The organism is Brevundimonas sp. TWP1-3 (genome assembly GCF_049896085.1).
In the GTDB taxonomy this organism is placed as follows: domain Bacteria; phylum Pseudomonadota; class Alphaproteobacteria; order Caulobacterales; family Caulobacteraceae; genus Brevundimonas.
Genome location: NZ_JAFCTP010000001.1, coordinates 291,153 through 308,248, shown reverse-complemented (window position 1 = coordinate 308,248; position 17,096 = coordinate 291,153). Strand labels below are relative to the sequence as shown.

The following is a 17,096-nucleotide window of genomic DNA, read 5'->3' as shown; positions in this document are numbered from 1 at the left end:
TTGAGGGACATATTATTCTGGAGACCTGATTTGGCCGACGTCGTCATCTACACCAAGCCCGGCTGCCCCTATTGCTACAGCGCCATGGCGCTGCTGAAGAAGAAGGGCGTCGACTACACCGAGATCGTCGCCTCGAACGATCCCGCCAAGAAGGCCGAGATGGTCGAGAAGTCCGGCGGCCGCATGACCTTCCCGCAGGTCTTCATCGGCGGCCAGCATGTCGGCGGTTCCGACGACGTCCACGCCCTGGATCGCGACGGCAAGCTCGACGCGCTTCTGGCGGCCTGATCCCATGAGCGGCGGGCTCGACATCGCCCTGATCCAGACCCGCACGCCGGCGACGGCGGAAGCGGCCCTGGCCCATGTCGAGCCCCTGTTCCGCGAAGCGGCGGCGGGCGGAGCGAAATTCGTCCTGACGCCGGAAGGGACCAATGTCTTGGAGCAGCGTCGCGACCGTCGCGACGCCGCCATCACGACCGAGGACGCCGATGTCGTCGTGCTGGGTCTGCGCCGTCTGGCGGCGGAACTGGGCGTATGGCTTCTGATCGGATCGGCCATCGTCAAGTCGGGTCATGCAGGAGACGGCCGCGCCGCCAATCGGTCCCTGGTGATCGATGCCTCAGGCGGGATTGTCGCCCGCTACGACAAGCTGCATGTCTTCGACGTGAACCTGCCGAACGGCGAGACCTATCGCGAGAGCGCGACGGTGCGGCCGGGCGACGGAGCGGCGATCGCGGACACGCCCTGGGGTCGGCTGGGGCTGACCATTTGCTACGATATCCGCTTTCCTCATCTGTATCGTCAGTTGGCCAAGGCGGGAGCGGCGATGATCGCGGTTCCCGCCGCCTTCACCGCCCCGACGGGCGAGGCGCATTGGGAAACCCTGCTGCGGGCGCGCGCCATCGAGACCGGCGCCTTCGTCCTGGCCCCGGCGCAAGGCGGCCTGCACGAGGACGGTCGCCGCACCTGGGGCCGGTCCACCGTCGTCGGACCCTGGGGCGAGATCATCGCCAAGACGGATCACGACGACCCTTGCATCGTGAAGGCGAAGCTGGACATTGAGGCGGTGGCCCGCGCGCGCGCGGCCGTGCCCGCCCTGACCCACGACCGCGATTTCCTGCCCGCCGTTTGATTGTCCCATGATCCGCTACGCCCTGAAATGCGACCAGGCCCACGACTTTGAGGCCTGGTTCGGCTCCTCGTCCGACTTTGACGATCAGGCGGGGCGCGGCTTGGTGGAATGCCCCTTCTGCGGCTCGCGATCGGTCCAGAAGGCGATCATGGCCCCGGCCGTCAGCGGCGCGCGCAAGTCCGATCCCGCATCGGACGTCGCCGCCAAAATGCAGAGCGTGATGATGGCCGCCGCCCGCGAGGTGCGCGCCCATGTCGAGGCCAATTTCGACTATGTCGGCGACAGCTTCGCCCGCGAGGCCCGCGACATCCACGAAGGGAAGTCCGAGAAGCGGGAAATCTACGGCGAGGCCACGCCCGCCGAGGTCAGGAAGCTGAAGGACGACGGCGTGCCGGTCTCGGCCATGCCCGACGCCCCGCCGGACCCGTCCAAGGTCAACTGAGGTGGCCTCGGGGGAGGAACGGTATCATGAGTTCGCGCCGCCGCCGGCCTTGCGGCCCTTCGTCCGCGTGATCTGGACCTATGCCGCCCCCGATCCCTCGCCGACCATCCAACGCATTGCGCCCGATGGCTGTCCCGAACTGATTTTCGACCTGGGCGCCCCCTATGCCGAACAGGATGATGACGGCCTGTTCCGCCTGCAGCCCTCGGCCCTGTTCGCGGGGCAGATGACCCGGCCCCTGGTCATGCGGCCGACCGGCCCGACCGAACTGGTCGCCGTTCGGTTCGAGCCGGATGGCGCGCGCGGCTTTCTGGGACGGCCGCTGAGCGAGGCGACCGACCGGCGGTTGGACATGGTCGAGCGCCTGGCCGGGTTCGTCGCTCCGGCCGGGGATCCGACGGGGCAGGTCGCGGCCATCGCCCGCTGGCTGGACGCGCAGAGGCGTGGCGCGGACTGGACCATCGATCCGGCGATCCGCGCCGAGATCGAAGACGCTGCAGCCGAGCGCTCGGCGCCGGCACGATCGCCGTCCGAGCAACGCGCCCTTCAGCGCCGGTTCGCGGATCGGGTCGGGGTGCCGCCGCGCCTGCTGCGTTCGATCTTTCGCTTTCGCCGGGTGTTCGATCATGCAGCCGACCCGGACAGGGCCGAGAGCTGGCTCGCGGCGGGGCTTGAGGCCGGCTATTTCGATCAGCCGCAGATGGCGCGCGACTTCCGCCGCTTCCTGGGCTGCACCGCCACCGAATGGGCGCGCGAGCAGCATGAACTGGCCCGCGCCATCGCGTCGCAAACCTACAAGCCGTCGGAACCGCACCCCGCCTAGTCTGGACGCATCGACCGGAGAGGGAAGACGACGATGCTGACCCCGCTGCTATTCGCCGCTGCGCTTCACGCGGACCTGCGACCCGACCTGGGCTGGATGTCCGGCTACTGGCTATCGTGCGAGGGCGGACGCGAGGTCGGCGAGACCTGGAGCGATCCCCGTCTGGGCCTGATGCTGGGAACCTCGTTGACGGTGCGCGACGGCCGGGCGGGGTGGGAACTGTCCCGCATCGGCCCCCTCGATCCGACCCCGGCCGCGCGCCTGGCCTATTTCGCCCACCCGGAAGGCCTGGCCGTCACCGTGTTTCCAGTGATCGACGCCGGTCCGAGCCGCGTCGTTTTCGAACAGGCCGCCGACGACGACTTTCCCAAGCGCGTCGTCTATGAACGCGAGGGCGATTTCCTGAACGCCCGGATCGAAGGCGTGATGGACGGTCAGGAAAGGATCATCCGATGGCGCTTCCAGAAGACGGAACTGAACGCGCGCTGCCCCAGCCCACAGCCGGGCTAGACTGGCGGCCCATGCGGCCTGACGACATTGATGCGGTGGTCGAGGTCGCCCGCCTGTCCTTCCCCGACCATTTCGAGGATCGCGCCTGTTTCCAGAACCGGCTGGCGCTGTATCCGCGCGGCTGTTTCGTGCTGGCGGAGGGCGACGCTGCGCCCAAAGGCTATCTGATCGCCTATCCGTGGAAGGCCGAGAGCGCGCCGCCGCTGAACACGGTGATCGAGGGCCTGCCCGCCGAACCGGCCCTGATCTATCTGCACGACCTGGCCGTGCATCCCCAGGCGAGAGGCGGCGGGGTCACCGGCGCGATCGTCGGGCGTCTGGCGGAACAGGCGACCGAGGACGGCTGGCCCGCCATCGCCCTGGTCGCGGTCAACGACGCGGTCCGCTTCTGGGCCCGGCACGGTTTCGTGGAGGAGGCGGCCGAAGGGATGGCGGCGAAACTGGCCAGCTACGGGTCCGACGCGCGCTATATGACGAGACTGCTCTAGGGCCGGTTGAGGGCGGTCTGCCCACCCGCTCTCACAAAATTTGTGCGGTGGGGCTGCGGCAGGGCGTTGTAGGCCCGGCGTCTCATCTCGCGTTCGCAGACCAGCGGATCGCCCATAGAGTCGGGCGTCAGGACGGTGCGATGCGCGGCGCACCATTCATGGCTGGCCACCCGGATACGCCCCGCAAGGATCAAGGCTTCGCCCGGTCGAGCCATGTGCAGACCCTGAGCATCGACGCGCATGTCCGGCGCGTCGCCAGCGAGCAGCGCAGCCGCAAGCATAAGTCCCAACATCATCATCTCCGCTTTGAAACCGAGCCTGGATCAGGCTTTTCATGCAGAAGAGACGATGGCGGATGTCATCGGATGCGGCTGAGCAGATGAAATATCGGTAAGCCGGCAATCACAGCTGTGAACGCCCGCTCTGGTGTTTCTGTCCACATGCCTGTAAGAGGCGCGCGCCTCCCGCATGCCTTTTCATGACCAGCGGCCGCCCGTATGCCGGCCGCGCCTTTTCGCGATTATCAAATGAACCTGCGCAACGTCGCCATCATCGCCCACGTCGACCACGGTAAGACGACCCTGGTGGACCAACTGCTCGCCCAGTCCGGCGTCTTCCGAGCCAACGAGGCGCAGACCGAGCGCGCGATGGACTCCAACGACCAGGAAAAAGAGCGCGGCATCACCATTCTGGCCAAGTGCACCTCGGTGCTCTGGAACGGCAAGGCCGGTGAAACCCGCATCAACATCATCGACACCCCCGGCCACGCCGACTTTGGGGGCGAGGTCGAACGCATCCTGGGCATGGTGGACGGCTGCGTCATCCTGGTCGACGCCGAAGAAGGCGTCATGCCCCAGACCAAGTTCGTGCTGACCAAGGCGCTGAAGATGGGGCTGAAGCCCATCCTGTGCATCAACAAGGTCGACCGCGCCCACGCCGATCCCGACCGGGTCCACAACGAGGCCTTCGACCTGTTCGCCGCCATCGGCGCGACGGACGAACAGCTGGACTTCCCCCACATCTACGCCTCGGGCCGCAACGGCTGGGCCACGATGGATCTGAATGTCCCGAACGACAACCTGGCCCCGCTGTTCGACCTGATCGTCGACCACGTGCCTGCCCCCAAGGTGCAGGACAACCGCGACAAGCCGTTCCAGATGCTGAACGTGCTGATCGAGTCCGACCCCTTCCTGGGCCGGATCCTGACCGGCCGGATCGAGAGCGGCAAGGCCGTTCCCGGCATGGCGATCCACGCCCTGGACCGTGAAGGTAAGGAAATCGAGCGCGGCCGCATCACCAAGGTGCTCGCCTTCCGCGGCCTGAAGCGTCAGGCCCTGGACGAAGGTTCGGAAGCGGGCGACATCGTCGCCATCGCCGGCATGTCCAAGGCGACCGTGGCCGACACCCTGTGCGCCATGGAAGTGACCGACGCGCTTCCCGCCCAGCCGATCGATCCGCCGACCATCTCCATGACCGTCTCGGTCAACGACAGCCCGCTCGCCGGCCGCGAAGGCGACAAGGTCCAGTCGCGCGTCATTCGTGACCGACTGCTGAAGGAAGCCGAGGCCAACGTCGCCATCCGCGTCACCACCACCGAGGGCGGCGACGCCTATGAGGTCGCCGGCCGTGGCGAACTGCAGCTGGGCGTTCTGATCGAAAACATGCGTCGCGAAGGCTTCGAGGTCTCAATCTCGCGTCCGCGCGTGGTCTTCCAGGAAGGCCCGAACGGCGAGAAGATGGAGCCCATCGAAGACGTCATGATCGACGTGGACGACGAGTTCTCGGGCATCGTCATCGAGAAGCTGTCGGCCCGTAAGGCCGAGATGACCGACATGGGCCCGTCGGGCGCCGGCAAGACCCGCATCAGCCTGAAATGCCCGTCGCGCTCGCTGATCGGTTATCAGGGCGAGTTCCTGACCGACACGCGCGGGTCGGGCGTGCTGAACCGGGTCTTCAGCCACTACGAAGAATACAAGGGCGCGATCGCCGGTCGTCTGAAGGGCGTGCTGATCTCGAACTCGGACGGCGACACGGCGGCCTTCGCCCTGTGGAACCTGGAAGATCGCGGCGTCATGTTCGTCGGCGCCGGCGAGAAGACCTACCAGGGCATGATCATCGGCGAGAACGCGCGCTGGGACGACCTGGACGTCAACCCGATCAAGGGCAAGCAACTGACCAACGTCCGCGCCTCCGGCAAGGACGAGGCCGTGCGCCTGACCCCGCCGCGCCAGATGTCGCTGGAACAGGCCATCGCCTATATCGACGACGACGAGCTGGTCGAGGTCACGCCGAAGTCCATCCGCCTGCGCAAGCAGACGCTGAACCCGTCGTTCCGCAAGAAGCGCGTTCGCCCCGAGTAATCCCTCACTGACGCGAAGGGGGATGCGGCCTATAGAAGGCTGACATGATCGCTTCGCCCAGTCTGGATGACCGCCTTGACGAGGCCGCCCGCGCGGGAGATCCGCGCGCGGCGGTCTCTGTCGTTTTGCGCGAGACCTATGACGCCGCCCGCGCCCGCGCCGAGCGCAAGCTGGACGGCGGCATGAAGGGGCGCGATGTCGCCCGCCTCTACGCCACAGCCGCCGACGACATGCTGGCGAGCCTGTGGCGGGTCGCCACCCAGGTCCTGTTCCCCGTCTCCGCCGTCGAGAGCGAACGGCTGTCCCTGGTGGCGGTCGGAGGTTACGGCCGGGGCGTGCTCGCGCCCTTTTCCGATCTGGACCTGCTGTTCCTGCGCCCGGCCAAGGCCACGCCGCGCGGGGAGAGCGTCATCCAGTTCGTCCTCTATGTGCTATGGGATCTGGGCATCAAGGTCGGGCCGGCGGTGCGCTCGGTCGAAGAATGCCTGACCCTGTCGCGCGCCGACATGACGGTGCGGACCACACTGCTGGAGGTCCGGCATCTGGCGGGGGACGAGCGGCTGTCGGACCTGATGATCGGCCGGTTCCGCGACATGGTCTCCAAGTCCGACCCGCGCCCCTTCATCGCCGCCAAGCTGGAAGAGCGGGCCGTCCGGCACCAGAAGGCGGGCGTGACGCGCTACAAGGTCGAACCCAACGTCAAGGACGGCAAGGGCGGGCTTCGCGACCTGAACACCCTGTACTGGATCGCGCGCTCCCTGGCGCCCGACAGCCGGCTGGGCGCGACGGTGATGGACGAGATGTTCACCTCGCGCGAGCGACGCGCCTCCGACGACGCCTTCGACTTCCTGTGGCGCGTGCGGATTCATCTGCACCTGATCGCGGGCCGGGCCGAGGAGAAGCTGACGTTCGACATGCAGCCCGAGGTCGCCCGCCGCATGGGCTGGCAGGGGCGCGGCGACGAGCCGGCGGTCGAGCGGTTCATGCGCCGCTATTTCCTGGTCGCCCGCGATGTCGGCGCCCTGACCCGCGCCATGTCGGCCAAGCTGGAGGCGCGACATCAGAAGACGGCGCAGGGCCTGTCGCGGCTGATGACCCCGTTCCGGCCCGCCCGCCGCAAGATGGAGGTCGAGGGGTTCTGGGTCGATCAGGGCCGGCTGTCGGTCGAAGGACCGGAGGTGTTCGCCGCCGACCCGGTCAAGCTGCTGACCCTGTTCGTCTGTGCAGATCGTCACGACCTGGACCTGCACCCCGACGCCTTTTCGGCCGTGACCCGGTCGCTGTCTCTGGTCACGCCGCGGCTGAGACGCGATCCGGCGGCGACGCGGGCCTTTCTGGACATTCTGGCGCATGGCCAGCGGCCCTATCGTGTCCTGACGATCATGAACGAGACGGGCCTGCTGGGGCGGTTCCTGCCCGAGTGGGGGCGGATCGTCGGCCAGACCCAGTTCAACATGTACCACGCCTACACGGTGGACGAGCACACGCTCCAGGCCATCGGCATCATCAACGACATCGCGCGTGGCAAGCTGAAGGACGACCACCCGCTGGCCACCGAGATCGTGCAACTGATCTCGGACATGGAAGCCCTGATGCTGGGCATGCTGTTGCACGACGTGGGCAAGGGCGGGGAGCGGGGACAGCTGGAGGACGGCGCCATCGCCGCACGCCGGGCCTGCGAGCGGCTGGGCGTCGATCCGCGCCGTATCGAACTGGTCGTCTGGCTGGTGCGCAGCCATCTGGCGCTCAGCGACTATGCCCAAAAGCGCGACCTGTCGGACCCCGCCACCATCCGCGCCTTCGCCGAGCTGGTGGGCGATCCCGAACGGTTGCGGATGCTGCTGGTGCTGACCGTCGCCGACATCCGGGCGGTGGGGCCGGGGGTGTGGAACGGCTGGAAGGGTCAGCTGATGCGCACCCTCTACAACCAGGTCGCCGGCCTTTTCCGGGGCGAGGACGTGGCGCGTGAAGACCCGCTTTCGGAGCACCCGGCCCTGGTCGAACGTGCGCGCCAGACGGGCGCCGCCGCCGAGGCCGCGCCGACCGCGCCCGTCGCGGGGCTGGCAGTCCAGACCACCGAGATTTCCATCGCCGCCGCCGACCGGCCGGGCCTGTTCGCGGACCTGGCCCAGACCATGGCGGCCCTGGGCGCCGACGTGACCGACGCGCGGGTGGCGACGCTGGACGGCGTGGTGCTGGACGTCTTTCGCGTTCAGGACGGGGCGGGTCTGCCCTATGGCCAGGCCGAACCGCGTCGGCTCAAGACCCTGGTCGAGGCGCTGGAGAAGGCGGCGCGCGGCGACGGCCGCATCGGCCAGGCGCCAGACCCGACCGGCAACGCCAGAAAGGCCGCCTTCGAGGTCCGGCCCGTGGTCATGGTCGATCACCACGCCAGCGAGGTCGCCACCGTGGTCGAGGTGTCCTGCGCCGACCGGCCCGGCTTGCTGGCGGCCCTGTCGCGCGTGTTCAACGACGAAGGCCTGAACATCCGCTCGGCCCACGTCGCCTCCTATGGCGAGCGGGCGGTCGACAGCTTCTATGTGGTGGATGGCAAGGGTCGAAAGATCACCTCGGAACAGCGGATCGCCGAACTGCGCACCGCTCTGGAGGCCGTACTGGACAGCCGCGCGCCCGCGCCGGCCGGTCGCAAGGTCGCCTCGGCCCGCGCCAGCGCCCGCGACGTCTCCGACCTGGGCCGTCGCAGTCCGCGCGTGAAGCCCGTATCGCCCAGCGAGCAAGCGCGCTAAGCGAAAGCCTTCCTCCGCGCCCTGTCGAATGTCCGCATGAGCCTCGCCCGCAATACCCTGGTGCAGTCGACCCTGACGCTGGGCAGCCGCCTGCTGGGCTTCGGCCGCGATCTGGCCCTGTCGGCGAACTTCGGCCAAGGCGCGCTGATGGACGTCTGGTCCACGGCCCTGATGCTGCCCAACATGTTCCGTCGCCTGTTCGCCGAGGGCGCCTTCGCCCAGGCCTTCGTACCCGTCTATGGCGGGGTCAAGACGCGCGAGGGCGACGAAGCCGCAGCCGTCACGGCCTCCGAGGCCATGTCCTTCATGTTCGCCGTGGTCGCGGCCTTCTGCATCCTGTTGCAGGTCGCCATGCCGTGGATCGTGCCCCTGCTGCTGTCGGCGTGGAAGGACGACGCCGAGGTGATGCGCGTCGGGGTGATCGCCACACAGTTGGCCATGCCCTATCTGGCCTGCATGACCATCGCCTCCCTGTTGTCGGGGGTGCTGAACACCGGCGGTCGGTTCGCCCTGTCGGCGGCGGTGCCGGTCTTTCTGAATCTGTGCACTCTGGCGCCGCTGTTGGGCGGCTTCTTGTTGCCGGTCTCGCCCGCCATGGTGTTGCTGGCCACCAGTGCGGCGGTCACCGTCTCGGGAGTGATCCAGGCCGGCCTCCTGTGGTGGGGCGTGCGGCGTCTGGGCGTGAAGCTGAAGCTGGGCCTGCCGCGCCTGACCCCGAACGTGAAGCGCGCCCTGGCCCTGGCCGTTCCCGGCGCTATGGCCGGCGGGGCCATGCAGGTGAACTCGGTCGTGTCACAGGTTCTGGCCGGGTCGGACGCCGGCGCCCGTTCGGTGCTGTACAACGCCGACCGCCTTTACCAGCTGCCGCTGGGTCTGGTCGGGGTCGCCATCGGTCTGGCCCTGGTACCGCGCCTGACCCGGGCCTTTGTTTCCGGCGATCATGAGGGCGGGCAGAAGACGCTGGACGACGGGATCAACCTGGCCATGGCCTTCACCCTGCCGGCCGCCGTCGCCCTTTTCGTCATTCCCTTCTTCATCATCGACGCCACGGTGACGCGCGGCGCCTTCACCAGCGCCGACGCCGCCCGCACCGCCGACGTGCTGCGCCAGTTCGCCTGGGGCGTGCCGGCCTTCGTCCTGGCCAAGGTCCTGACCCCGCCGTTCTTCGCGCGCGAAGACACCCGCCGGCCGATGTATTTCGCGGTCACCGCCGTGGTCATCACCGTCGTCCTGGGGTCCGGCCTATTCTTCTGGTTCCGCGCCCAGGGCTGGGACGGGGTGCTGGGTCTGGCCATCGCCACCAGCGTCTCGGCCTGGGTCAATGTCGGCCTGCTGGCCGGTGTCCTGATCCACGAGAACGCCTGGAGACCTTCGCCCGCCTTCGTCTCGCGCATCGCCCGTGTCCTGGCCGCCAGCGCGGTTATGGCCGGTCTGCTGCTGCTGGCCAGCATCAACTACGGGCTTCTGAGCCGGATCTTGCTGGCCAAGGAGATCGCCGTCCTCGTCGTCTGCGGCCTGGGCGCCGCCGCCTATGGCGTCTGCCTCTTCGCCTTCCGCGCCGTCACCCTGTCTGAGCTGAAGGCGACGCTGCGGCGCGAGCCGGGCGGCGGCGCGGTCTCCGGTCTGGACTGACGGACGGTGAAACGATAAGCGCGAGGCCATGACGACCTCGGGCCTGATTTCCGACCGGCGATGGCGCGGCTGAACCGCCGCCGCCTTCACCACGCCTGCCTTTCGACCTTCCGAGACCCGACCCCATGACCGACCAGACCCCAGCCGTTGCGACATACGACGGCCCGCGCCGCATCCTGTCCGGCATCCAGGCCTCCGGCGCGCTTCACCTGGGCAACTATCTCGGCGCCCTGAAACGATTCGTCGAGCTTCAGGACCAGGGCGCGCCGGTCTTCGTCTTCGTCGCCGACATGCACGCCATCACCGTCTGGCAGGACCCGGCCAAGCTGGCCGCCCAGACGCGCGAGATCGCCGCCGCCTATCTCGCCTCGGGCCTGGATCCCGCCAAGTCGATCATCTTCCCGCAGTCCGCGGTGCGCGCCCACGCCGAACTGGCCTGGATCTTCAACTGCGTCGCCCGCCTCGGCTGGCTGGACCGGATGACCCAGTTCAAGGAGAAGTCGGGCAAGCACAAGGAGCGGGCCTCGGTCGGCCTCTACACCTATCCCGTGCTCCAGGCCGCCGACATCCTGCTGTACAAGGCGACCGAGGTGCCGGTCGGCGAGGACCAGAAGCAGCATCTGGAACTGACCCGCGACATCGCCGCCAAGTTCAACAACGACTTCGGCGCGCCCGGCTATTTCCCGGTGCCCGAACCAATCATCCAGGGACCGGCGACGCGCGTCATGTCCCTGCGCGACGGGGCGGCCAAGATGTCCAAGTCGGACCCGTCCGACAACAGCCGCATCAATCTGACCGACGACGCGGACGCCATCGCCTCCAAGATCAAGCGCGCCAAGACCGACCCGGAGCCGCTGCCGGAAACCCTGGACGGTCTGAACGACCGGCCCGAGGCCAAGAATCTGGTCGCCATCTACGCCGCCCTGGCCGGCCTGACCCGCGAACAGGTGATCGCCCAGTTCGGCGGCCAGGGCTTCGGCGCCTTCAAGCCGGCCCTGGCGGACCTTGCCGTCTCTTCGCTAGCTCCGGTCACGGCCGAGATGCGTCGCCTGATGGACGATCCGGCCGAGATCGACCGCGTGCTGAAGGACGGCGCCGAACGCGCCGCCGCCGTCGCCGATCCGGTGGTGGACGATGTCAAGAAGATCGTCGGCTTCTGGAGGGCGTGATGGGCGTGTACGAGGCCAGGATCGCCTGGAGCCGGGGCGATCAGCCCTTCCTCGACAAGCGCTACAGCCGCGCCCACTCCTGGACCTTCGACGGCGGCGCCGTCGTGCCGGGCTCGTCGGCGCCGTCCAGCGTGCCCTTGCCGATGTCCGACGCCTCGGCGGTCGATCCTGAGGAGGCGATGATCGCCTCCTTGTCCAGCTGTCACATGCTGTGGTTCCTGGCCTTCGCCGCCAACGCCGGCCTGGTGGTCGATACCTATGTCGACGAGGCCTCGGGCAAGATGGGCAAGGACGAGAACGGCAAACGCTACCTCGCCGAGGTGACGCTGCGCCCCTTCACCAGCTTCTCCGGTCGCGAACCAGATCAGGCCGAGATCGACGCCCTGCACCACCAGGCCCATGAGCATTGCGAAATGGCCCATTCTGTCCGCGCGGCCATCACGGTCGAGGCGACCATCGGCTGAGCCTGATACAAGGCTGGAGCGCCTTGACTCTACGCGCTTCGGTTGAGAAAGACACTTCCTTCGGGGGAAGTAATATGTCCAATCAAAGCGGCCTGAGCGCCGACACTCAAGCCTTGATGGCGTTCGAAGCCAGCAAGAAGTCTGCTGGCGTCGCCTATCTGCTCTGGTTCTTCACCGGAAGCGTTGGCGGGCATCGGTTCTACCTTGGCCGCACAGGGTCCGCCGTGGCCCAACTCACTCTCTGTCTGACCGGCATATTGCTCGCTGTGGTGATCGTCGGGTTCTTCTTGATCGCCATTCTGGCGGTTTGGCTGCTGATCGATCTGTTCACCATCGGCGGCATGGTCGAGGAACAAAATCGAAAGCTGATGGACCGCCTAAATGTAGGCACGAAGCCCCAAGAGTCCGTCGTTGATGAACTGGCCAAGTTTGCGACGTTGCGGGATAGCGGCGCCATTTCGCAGGACGAATATGAAGCGCAGAAGCGACGCCTGATCGGCGCCCCAGTCTGACACCTATCTCGTCTCCTCCTCGACCAGCGAGCGGAACAGGCCGTGGGCGGCGATCATGCCGTCCGATGTGGCCAGGGTGATGTTGGACGCCGCCCGCGCCAGATCGCCGGCGGCGAAGACGCCCGGCTGGGTCGTCGCCTGCATGGCGTCCACCTTGATCACCCGGCCCATCGGCGTGTCGGTCATCTCGCAGCCCAGATGTTCGGCGAACGGGCTGGCCACGCGGACGCTGGCCCCGACGAAGATGGCCTTCAGCTCCACGAACCGCCCGTCAGTCAACCGCGCGCCGGTCAGTGTCGGGGCTTCGCCCTCCAGCCGGGCGATGGGGCTGGTCTCGATAGTCACGCCGCGCCGATACAGCAGATGGGCGTCCTCGGGCGACAGGCCGACGTCCAGACCCATGAATAGGGTGACTTGGCCCCATTCCGCGACGGTCGCAGCATACTGGACCGCATGGTCGCCGCGCCCCAGCACCCCGATAGGACCGCCCCCGATCTCGTAGCCGTGGCACCAGGGACAGTGCAGGGCGGTGCGGCCCCAGCGTTCCTTCACGCCCGGAATATCGGGCAGCACGTCCTCGACCCCATGCGACAGCAGAAGCCGGCGGCCCCGGGTCCGCGTACCGTCGGCGAAGGCGACCGAGAATCCGCCGTCGATCCGCTCGACTGCAACCGCCTCGGCCATGCGGAAGGCGGCGGTGGGATAGGCCGCGACCTGGGACCGCGCCGTCGCCGTGATCTCCGCACCCGGTCGGCCGTCGTTGGCCAGGACGCCATGGGCGCGGGCGGCGAAGCGGTTGCGCGGCCTTCCGTCGTCGATGACCAGCACCCGGCGACGGGCGCGCACCAGCTGCTGGGCGGCGGACAGGCCGGCGTAGGAACCGCCGATGATCAGGGCGTCGTGCGGCATGGGTTCAGCCTTCGTGGCGGTGGGCATGGAACAGATCTCTCTTTGGGTGTTCGGCCATCCGGCGCGAGAAGTCCGCCGCCAGATCGGCCAGGGTGATGTCATTCAACCGCGCGACCAGCAGGGCGCGGGCGGCGGCGTAGGTCTCGCCCAGGGCGTCGTTGACCGCCGCCTCGACCAGGCAGCCGTCGGCCTCGACCGGCGGGGTTTCGGGAAACAGGCCGGGCTCGCCCAAGGCCGTATTGACCTGGCCCAGGGTCACCTGGTCCAGCGGCCGGGCCAGCCGCCATCCGCCGCCATGGCCCTTTTCCGAGGCCACCAGCCCCTGTTCGCGCAGGCCGGCCATGGTCCGGCGCACCACGACCGGATTGGTCGACAGGCAGACGGCCAGCTGGTCCGAGGTCATCGGCGCCCCGGTCCGCGTCTCGTGCTCGGCCATGTGCAGCAGAGCGTGCAGGATGTTGGAGAGGCGGGAATCTCTTTTCATGTAACTTCAATTGTTACGTGAAGGGCTGCGCGTCAAGACGGGCCTGCGAGATTCTTTTCAGGCGTGAGGGGCGACGTCGGTCAGGAAGGCGCGGAAGCGGCGCAGGGCCTCTTCGGTCAGGTCCGGGTCGTGGCGCATCGGACCGTTGTTGGTCGGCTCGTCGAAGGCGTGGGTGCCGACGGCGATCCAGCTTTCGACCTCGGCGCCGCAGTTGCGGATCATGGCGTTGACCTGTTCGGCGTTGCGCTGCGTCGTCAGGTGATCGCGCTTGCAGGTGACGGCCAGCACCTTGGGGCAGTGCCGCCAGGGCTTCATCCGGTTGAAGGCGAACGGGCCGATGTAGGGATACATCAGCCAGACGGCGCGGACGCCCGAGAGGTCTGCGTCGCCGGGGTTCGTGACGCCCATCGTGTTGGGCAGCGGCGCGGCGCTCATCATCTCCATGATCGACCAGCCGCCGTGGCTCCAACCGCCCAGGGTCAGCTGGGTTTCGTCCACGTCCGGCCGGGCCGAGATGCCTTGGATCGCCGCCAGCACATCCCCGGCCCGCTCGTAACCTCGGAAGGACAGGCCGGTGCAGACCGCCGTCAAGGTGAAGGCTCGCCCCCAACCGCGCGGGGCATAAGAATCGATGATAAAGGCCCGCCAGCCCGCCGCCTTGGCCGCTGCGGCGTAGCGGGGCAGGTGGTCGCGCAGGCCGCCGCAGCCGTGGAACAGCAGCACAGCCGGCCGGGGCCGGTCGTCGTCAGGGCCCACGACGGTCATGTGGGGTTCGAGGCGGGCCCAACGGCGCTTGAGGTCTTCCATCCCCGATTTACGCCGCAGCTTGCGCCCGAACGCCAGCCCCTCTTGCGGATTTCGTTATTCAGATATATCTAATCACTTGTGAATAGATATATCGAAAAGGAATCGATCATGAGGTCCAAAGGGATTTTTCAGGGACGCCGCGACGGATGCGGTGAAAAACACGGTCGTCACGGCGGGTTCGCCTTCGGGCGTGGTATGCGCGGTGGACGCGGCGCCGACTTCGGTCCCGGCTGGGAAGGCGGCGAGGGGCGCGGTCACGGCCACAAGCACGGACGGCGCGGCGGCGGGCGTTTGTTCGACCACGGCACGCTGCGTTGGGTGCTGTTGTCGCTGATCGCGGAGAAGCCCAGCCACGGCTATGAGCTGATCAAGGCCGTCGAGACTCGGCTGGGCGGCGCCTACTCGCCCAGCCCTGGCGTGATCTATCCGAGTCTTACGCTGCTGGAGGAAATGGGCGCCCTGAGTTCTCAGGCCGAAGGCGGCAAGAAGCTGTATTCCATCACCGACGAGGGTCGGGCGCTGCTGGTCGAGAACGCCGAGGTTTTGCGCGGCGCCGAGGCGACGATGGACAAGTTCGCCGCACGCGCCCTGCGCCCAGCCGCGATCCAGGACGCCATCGGCCGCCTGCGCCACACGATCCATGGTCGTCTGACGAGCGAGACGGCGCTGACCGACGATCAGGTTCAGGCCATCGCCGCCATCCTGGCCGAGGCCGCCGACAGGGTCGAAAAGGCATGAGCGTGCGTGAAGCTCGCCGGGTGCGACACGAACTGAAGTTCCGCACCCTTTCGGTGGTCTCGATCGAGGCCCTGACCCCGACGCTGAAACGGATCGTGCTGGGCGGCGACGACCTGACCGGTTTCGTCAGCGCCGGGTTCGACGACCATGTGAAGATCTTTCCCGTGCGGGACGGAGAGGCCGCGGTTCTGCCGACGCCAGGGCCGGACGGGCCGGTCTTTCCCGAGCCCAGGCCGGTCGCGCGCGACTATACGCCCCGCGCCTATGATCCCGCGACCAACCGGCTGACGATCGACTTCGTCATCGGCCATGGCGGACCGGCGACGGAGTGGGCCGAGGCGGCGACGGTGGGAAGCGTCTTGGGCGTCGGCGGGCCGCGCGGCTCCTTCGTCGTGCCGACCGACTATGCCGATCATGTGCTGATCGGCGACGAGACGGCGCTGCCGGCCATCGCACGGCGGCTGGAGGAGCTGCCTGCCGGTGTGCGGGTCCTGACGGTGGTCGAGGTCGAAGACGCGGCCTCGCGTCTGGCCTTCACGACCCGCACGGACCTGACCCAGATCTGGGTCGAGCGGACAGGCGCTCGCGGACAGACCGACGCCCTGATCAAGGCCGTGTCTGCAGCGGCGGCCGGGGTCTCACGCGACGACGCCTATGTCTGGATCGCGGCGGAATCCCAGGTCGCCAAGGCCTTGCGTGTGACCCTGATCGCTCTGGGCTTCGATCCGAAGGCGATGAAGGCGGCGGGCTACTGGCGGCTAGGCGATGTCGGCGCCCATGAGGTGATCGACGGCTGAGGCTCAAGCCCCCGCGCAGCGCAGGGTCAGATTCAGACGCCCGCCATCGGGGATCAGGCGCGACGACCCCTCCAGCACGCGGTCGATCCCGTGCCGGGCCAGCCGCGCCGGTCCCGTCAGGGCGCAGACGTCGCCGCTTTCCAGCTTCAGCGTCGTGGTGCGCCCGCCCTCGGCTGCGCCGATGCGAAACATCGCCGTATCCCCCAGCGACACCGACAGGACCGGCGCGCCCAGGTCGGCCTCGTCCTTGTCCTGGTGCAGGCCCATCTTCGCACTCTCGCGATACAGATTGACCAGACAGGCGTCCGGCGGTTCGGGCCAGCCGACCGTGGCGTCCCACAGGTCCAGAAGAGCCTGCGGGATCGCGGGCCAGGGCCGGGCCGTTTCGGGATGTGTCGCCTGATAGCGATAACCGCCACGATCCGAGACCCAGCCCAGCGGACCGAAATTGGCCATCCGCACCGAGAAGGGCCGTCCGCCCGGCGTGGTCGGTCGGTAGAGCGGAGCCTGATCCAGCCGCGCGAACACCTCGGCGACCAGATCGGCCTGCGCCGCCGCATCGAGCGCCCCCGGCCACAGCCGAAAGCCCTCGACGGCGGTCTTCACCTCAGCGGGTGTAGCTGTATTCGCCGATTTCGCAGACATTGATGCGTGAACGGATCAGCTCCTCGCCGTTGGTGAACTCGGCCTTGAAGTCATAGATGCAGGCGCCCGAGCCGTCATCGATATTGATGCGAACGTTCTGCCCGTTTTCCAGCACGTCGTCGCCCAGAATGTCCTCTTCCCAGTCGTCCTTGCGCGAGTCCGACGCATAGAAGCGCAGCATGGTCCAGCCGGTGCGGTTCTTGATGGTGACGTGGCGGTCGTAACCGTCGCGCGACTGAACCATCGGCGCCGTCGCGGGCGGCGGTGCGGCCGCAGCGCCTGCTCCGATCAGAACGGCCATGACGACCGCTGCCTTGAGCATGGTCTTGATCATTGTTTCCTCTCCCTTCATCGATCGCGATCCCCTGAGCGCGACGAAAATTCTTATGCCGCACAATCACGGACCTCGCATCTTCGAATTTCATCGTTCTGCGAAA

Annotated in this window: 20 protein-coding genes; 14 read left to right on the top strand and 6 right to left on the bottom strand. The window is 67.7% G+C overall.

Annotation, left to right across the window (positions count from 1 at the left end):
- Positions 1–30: 30 nt before the first annotated feature.
- From grxC to ACP693_RS01590, 6 genes are read left to right on the top strand one after another with little or no spacing between them, the layout of a single operon-like run.
- Positions 31–288 carry a glutaredoxin 3 gene (gene grxC, locus ACP693_RS01615; protein ID WP_409717067.1) on the top strand — a complete coding sequence of 86 codons (258 nt, stop codon included), beginning with the start codon at positions 31–33 and terminating at the stop codon, positions 286–288.
- 4 nt (positions 289–292) lie between these two features.
- Positions 293–1,132 (top strand): carbon-nitrogen hydrolase family protein, encoded by an 840-nt coding sequence (locus ACP693_RS01610; RefSeq protein ID WP_426019454.1) that lies wholly within the window; start codon positions 293–295, stop codon positions 1,130–1,132.
- A gap of 7 nt (positions 1,133–1,139) precedes the next feature.
- Positions 1,140–1,574 carry a DUF1178 family protein gene (locus tag ACP693_RS01605; RefSeq protein ID WP_426019456.1) on the top strand — a complete coding sequence of 145 codons (435 nt, stop codon included), beginning with the start codon at positions 1,140–1,142 and terminating at the stop codon, positions 1,572–1,574.
- A gap of 1 nt (position 1,575) precedes the next feature.
- Positions 1,576–2,397 (top strand): DUF6597 domain-containing transcriptional factor, encoded by an 822-nt coding sequence (locus ACP693_RS01600; RefSeq protein WP_426019458.1) that lies wholly within the window; start codon positions 1,576–1,578, stop codon positions 2,395–2,397.
- Positions 2,398–2,430: 33 nt separating this feature from the next.
- The gene (locus ACP693_RS01595; protein ID WP_426019460.1) at positions 2,431–2,907 is read left to right on the top strand and encodes a DUF6265 family protein; all 477 of its coding nucleotides are present in this window, start codon (positions 2,431–2,433) and stop codon (positions 2,905–2,907) included.
- The gene (locus ACP693_RS01590) at positions 2,850–3,395 is read left to right on the top strand and encodes a GNAT family N-acetyltransferase (protein WP_426019461.1); all 546 of its coding nucleotides are present in this window, start codon (positions 2,850–2,852) and stop codon (positions 3,393–3,395) included. The genes ACP693_RS01595 and ACP693_RS01590 overlap by 58 nt, the downstream gene beginning before the upstream one ends.
- Here the strand turns inward: ACP693_RS01590 and ACP693_RS01585 are convergent.
- On the bottom strand, positions 3,392–3,691 hold the full coding sequence (locus ACP693_RS01585) for a hypothetical protein (RefSeq protein ID WP_426019463.1): 300 nt from the start codon (positions 3,689–3,691) through the stop codon (positions 3,392–3,394). The two genes, ACP693_RS01590 and ACP693_RS01585, sit on opposite strands and share 4 nt — an antisense overlap.
- 231 nt (positions 3,692–3,922) lie before the next feature.
- On the opposite strand from ACP693_RS01585, the gene typA reads away from it, so the two are divergent.
- The 6 genes from typA to ACP693_RS01555 all read left to right on the top strand — a co-directional run bounded on the left by typA (position 3,923) and on the right by ACP693_RS01555 (position 12,279).
- The gene (gene typA, locus ACP693_RS01580) at positions 3,923–5,755 is read left to right on the top strand and encodes a translational GTPase TypA (protein ID WP_135194301.1); all 1,833 of its coding nucleotides are present in this window, start codon (positions 3,923–3,925) and stop codon (positions 5,753–5,755) included.
- Positions 5,756–5,799: 44 nt separating this feature from the next.
- Positions 5,800–8,502, top strand: a complete 2,703-nt coding sequence (gene glnD, locus ACP693_RS01575; RefSeq protein ID WP_426019465.1) for a [protein-PII] uridylyltransferase — start codon at positions 5,800–5,802, stop codon at positions 8,500–8,502.
- A 36-nt stretch (positions 8,503–8,538) separates the two neighbouring features.
- Complete coding sequence (gene murJ, locus ACP693_RS01570; RefSeq protein ID WP_426019467.1) at positions 8,539–10,134, top strand: murein biosynthesis integral membrane protein MurJ; 1,596 nt, start codon at positions 8,539–8,541, stop codon at positions 10,132–10,134.
- Between the two features lie 125 nt (positions 10,135–10,259).
- Entirely contained in the window at positions 10,260–11,303 is a 1,044-nt protein-coding gene (trpS, locus tag ACP693_RS01565; RefSeq protein ID WP_426019469.1) for a tryptophan--tRNA ligase, read from the top strand.
- Positions 11,303–11,767 carry an OsmC family protein gene (locus tag ACP693_RS01560; RefSeq protein WP_426019470.1) on the top strand — a complete coding sequence of 155 codons (465 nt, stop codon included), beginning with the start codon at positions 11,303–11,305 and terminating at the stop codon, positions 11,765–11,767. Before trpS ends, ACP693_RS01560 begins: the two co-directional genes overlap by 1 nt.
- A 74-nt stretch (positions 11,768–11,841) precedes the next feature.
- A complete protein-coding gene (locus ACP693_RS01555) occupies positions 11,842–12,279 on the top strand; it encodes an NINE protein (protein WP_426019471.1) in 438 nt (145 codons plus the stop codon).
- A 3-nt stretch (positions 12,280–12,282) separates the two neighbouring features.
- Here ACP693_RS01555 and ACP693_RS01550 read toward each other — a convergent pair whose 3' ends face one another.
- The 3 genes from ACP693_RS01550 to ACP693_RS01540 are packed head-to-tail and all read right to left on the bottom strand — an operon-like array spanning position 12,283 to position 14,437.
- Complete coding sequence (locus ACP693_RS01550) at positions 12,283–13,215, bottom strand: NAD(P)/FAD-dependent oxidoreductase (RefSeq protein WP_426019473.1); 933 nt, start codon at positions 13,213–13,215, stop codon at positions 12,283–12,285.
- Positions 13,193–13,672, bottom strand: coding sequence for an Rrf2 family transcriptional regulator (locus tag ACP693_RS01545; RefSeq protein ID WP_426019475.1), 480 nt, complete (start codon positions 13,670–13,672; stop codon positions 13,193–13,195). Before ACP693_RS01545 ends, ACP693_RS01550 begins: the two co-directional genes overlap by 23 nt.
- A gap of 57 nt (positions 13,673–13,729) precedes the next feature.
- Positions 13,730–14,437 carry a dienelactone hydrolase family protein gene (locus ACP693_RS01540; protein ID WP_426019476.1) on the bottom strand — a complete coding sequence of 236 codons (708 nt, stop codon included), beginning with the start codon at positions 14,435–14,437 and terminating at the stop codon, positions 13,730–13,732.
- Positions 14,438–14,587: 150 nt separating this feature from the next.
- Here ACP693_RS01540 and ACP693_RS01535 point away from each other — a divergent pair, with 150 nt between their 5' ends.
- Positions 14,588–15,217, top strand: coding sequence for a PadR family transcriptional regulator (locus ACP693_RS01535; RefSeq protein WP_426019478.1), 630 nt, complete (start codon positions 14,588–14,590; stop codon positions 15,215–15,217).
- Positions 15,214–16,014 carry a siderophore-interacting protein gene (locus ACP693_RS01530; protein WP_426019480.1) on the top strand — a complete coding sequence of 267 codons (801 nt, stop codon included), beginning with the start codon at positions 15,214–15,216 and terminating at the stop codon, positions 16,012–16,014. The genes ACP693_RS01535 and ACP693_RS01530 overlap by 4 nt, the downstream gene beginning before the upstream one ends.
- Positions 16,015–16,017: 3 nt before the next feature.
- Here ACP693_RS01530 and ACP693_RS01525 read toward each other — a convergent pair whose 3' ends face one another.
- Both ACP693_RS01525 and ACP693_RS01520 read right to left on the bottom strand, forming a co-directional pair.
- A complete protein-coding gene (locus ACP693_RS01525; protein ID WP_426019481.1) occupies positions 16,018–16,659 on the bottom strand; it encodes an alpha-ketoglutarate-dependent dioxygenase AlkB in 642 nt (213 codons plus the stop codon).
- On the bottom strand, positions 16,622–16,993 hold the full coding sequence (locus ACP693_RS01520) for a hypothetical protein (protein ID WP_426019483.1): 372 nt from the start codon (positions 16,991–16,993) through the stop codon (positions 16,622–16,624). The genes ACP693_RS01525 and ACP693_RS01520 overlap by 38 nt, the downstream gene beginning before the upstream one ends.
- Between the last annotated feature and the right edge of the window lie 103 nt (positions 16,994–17,096).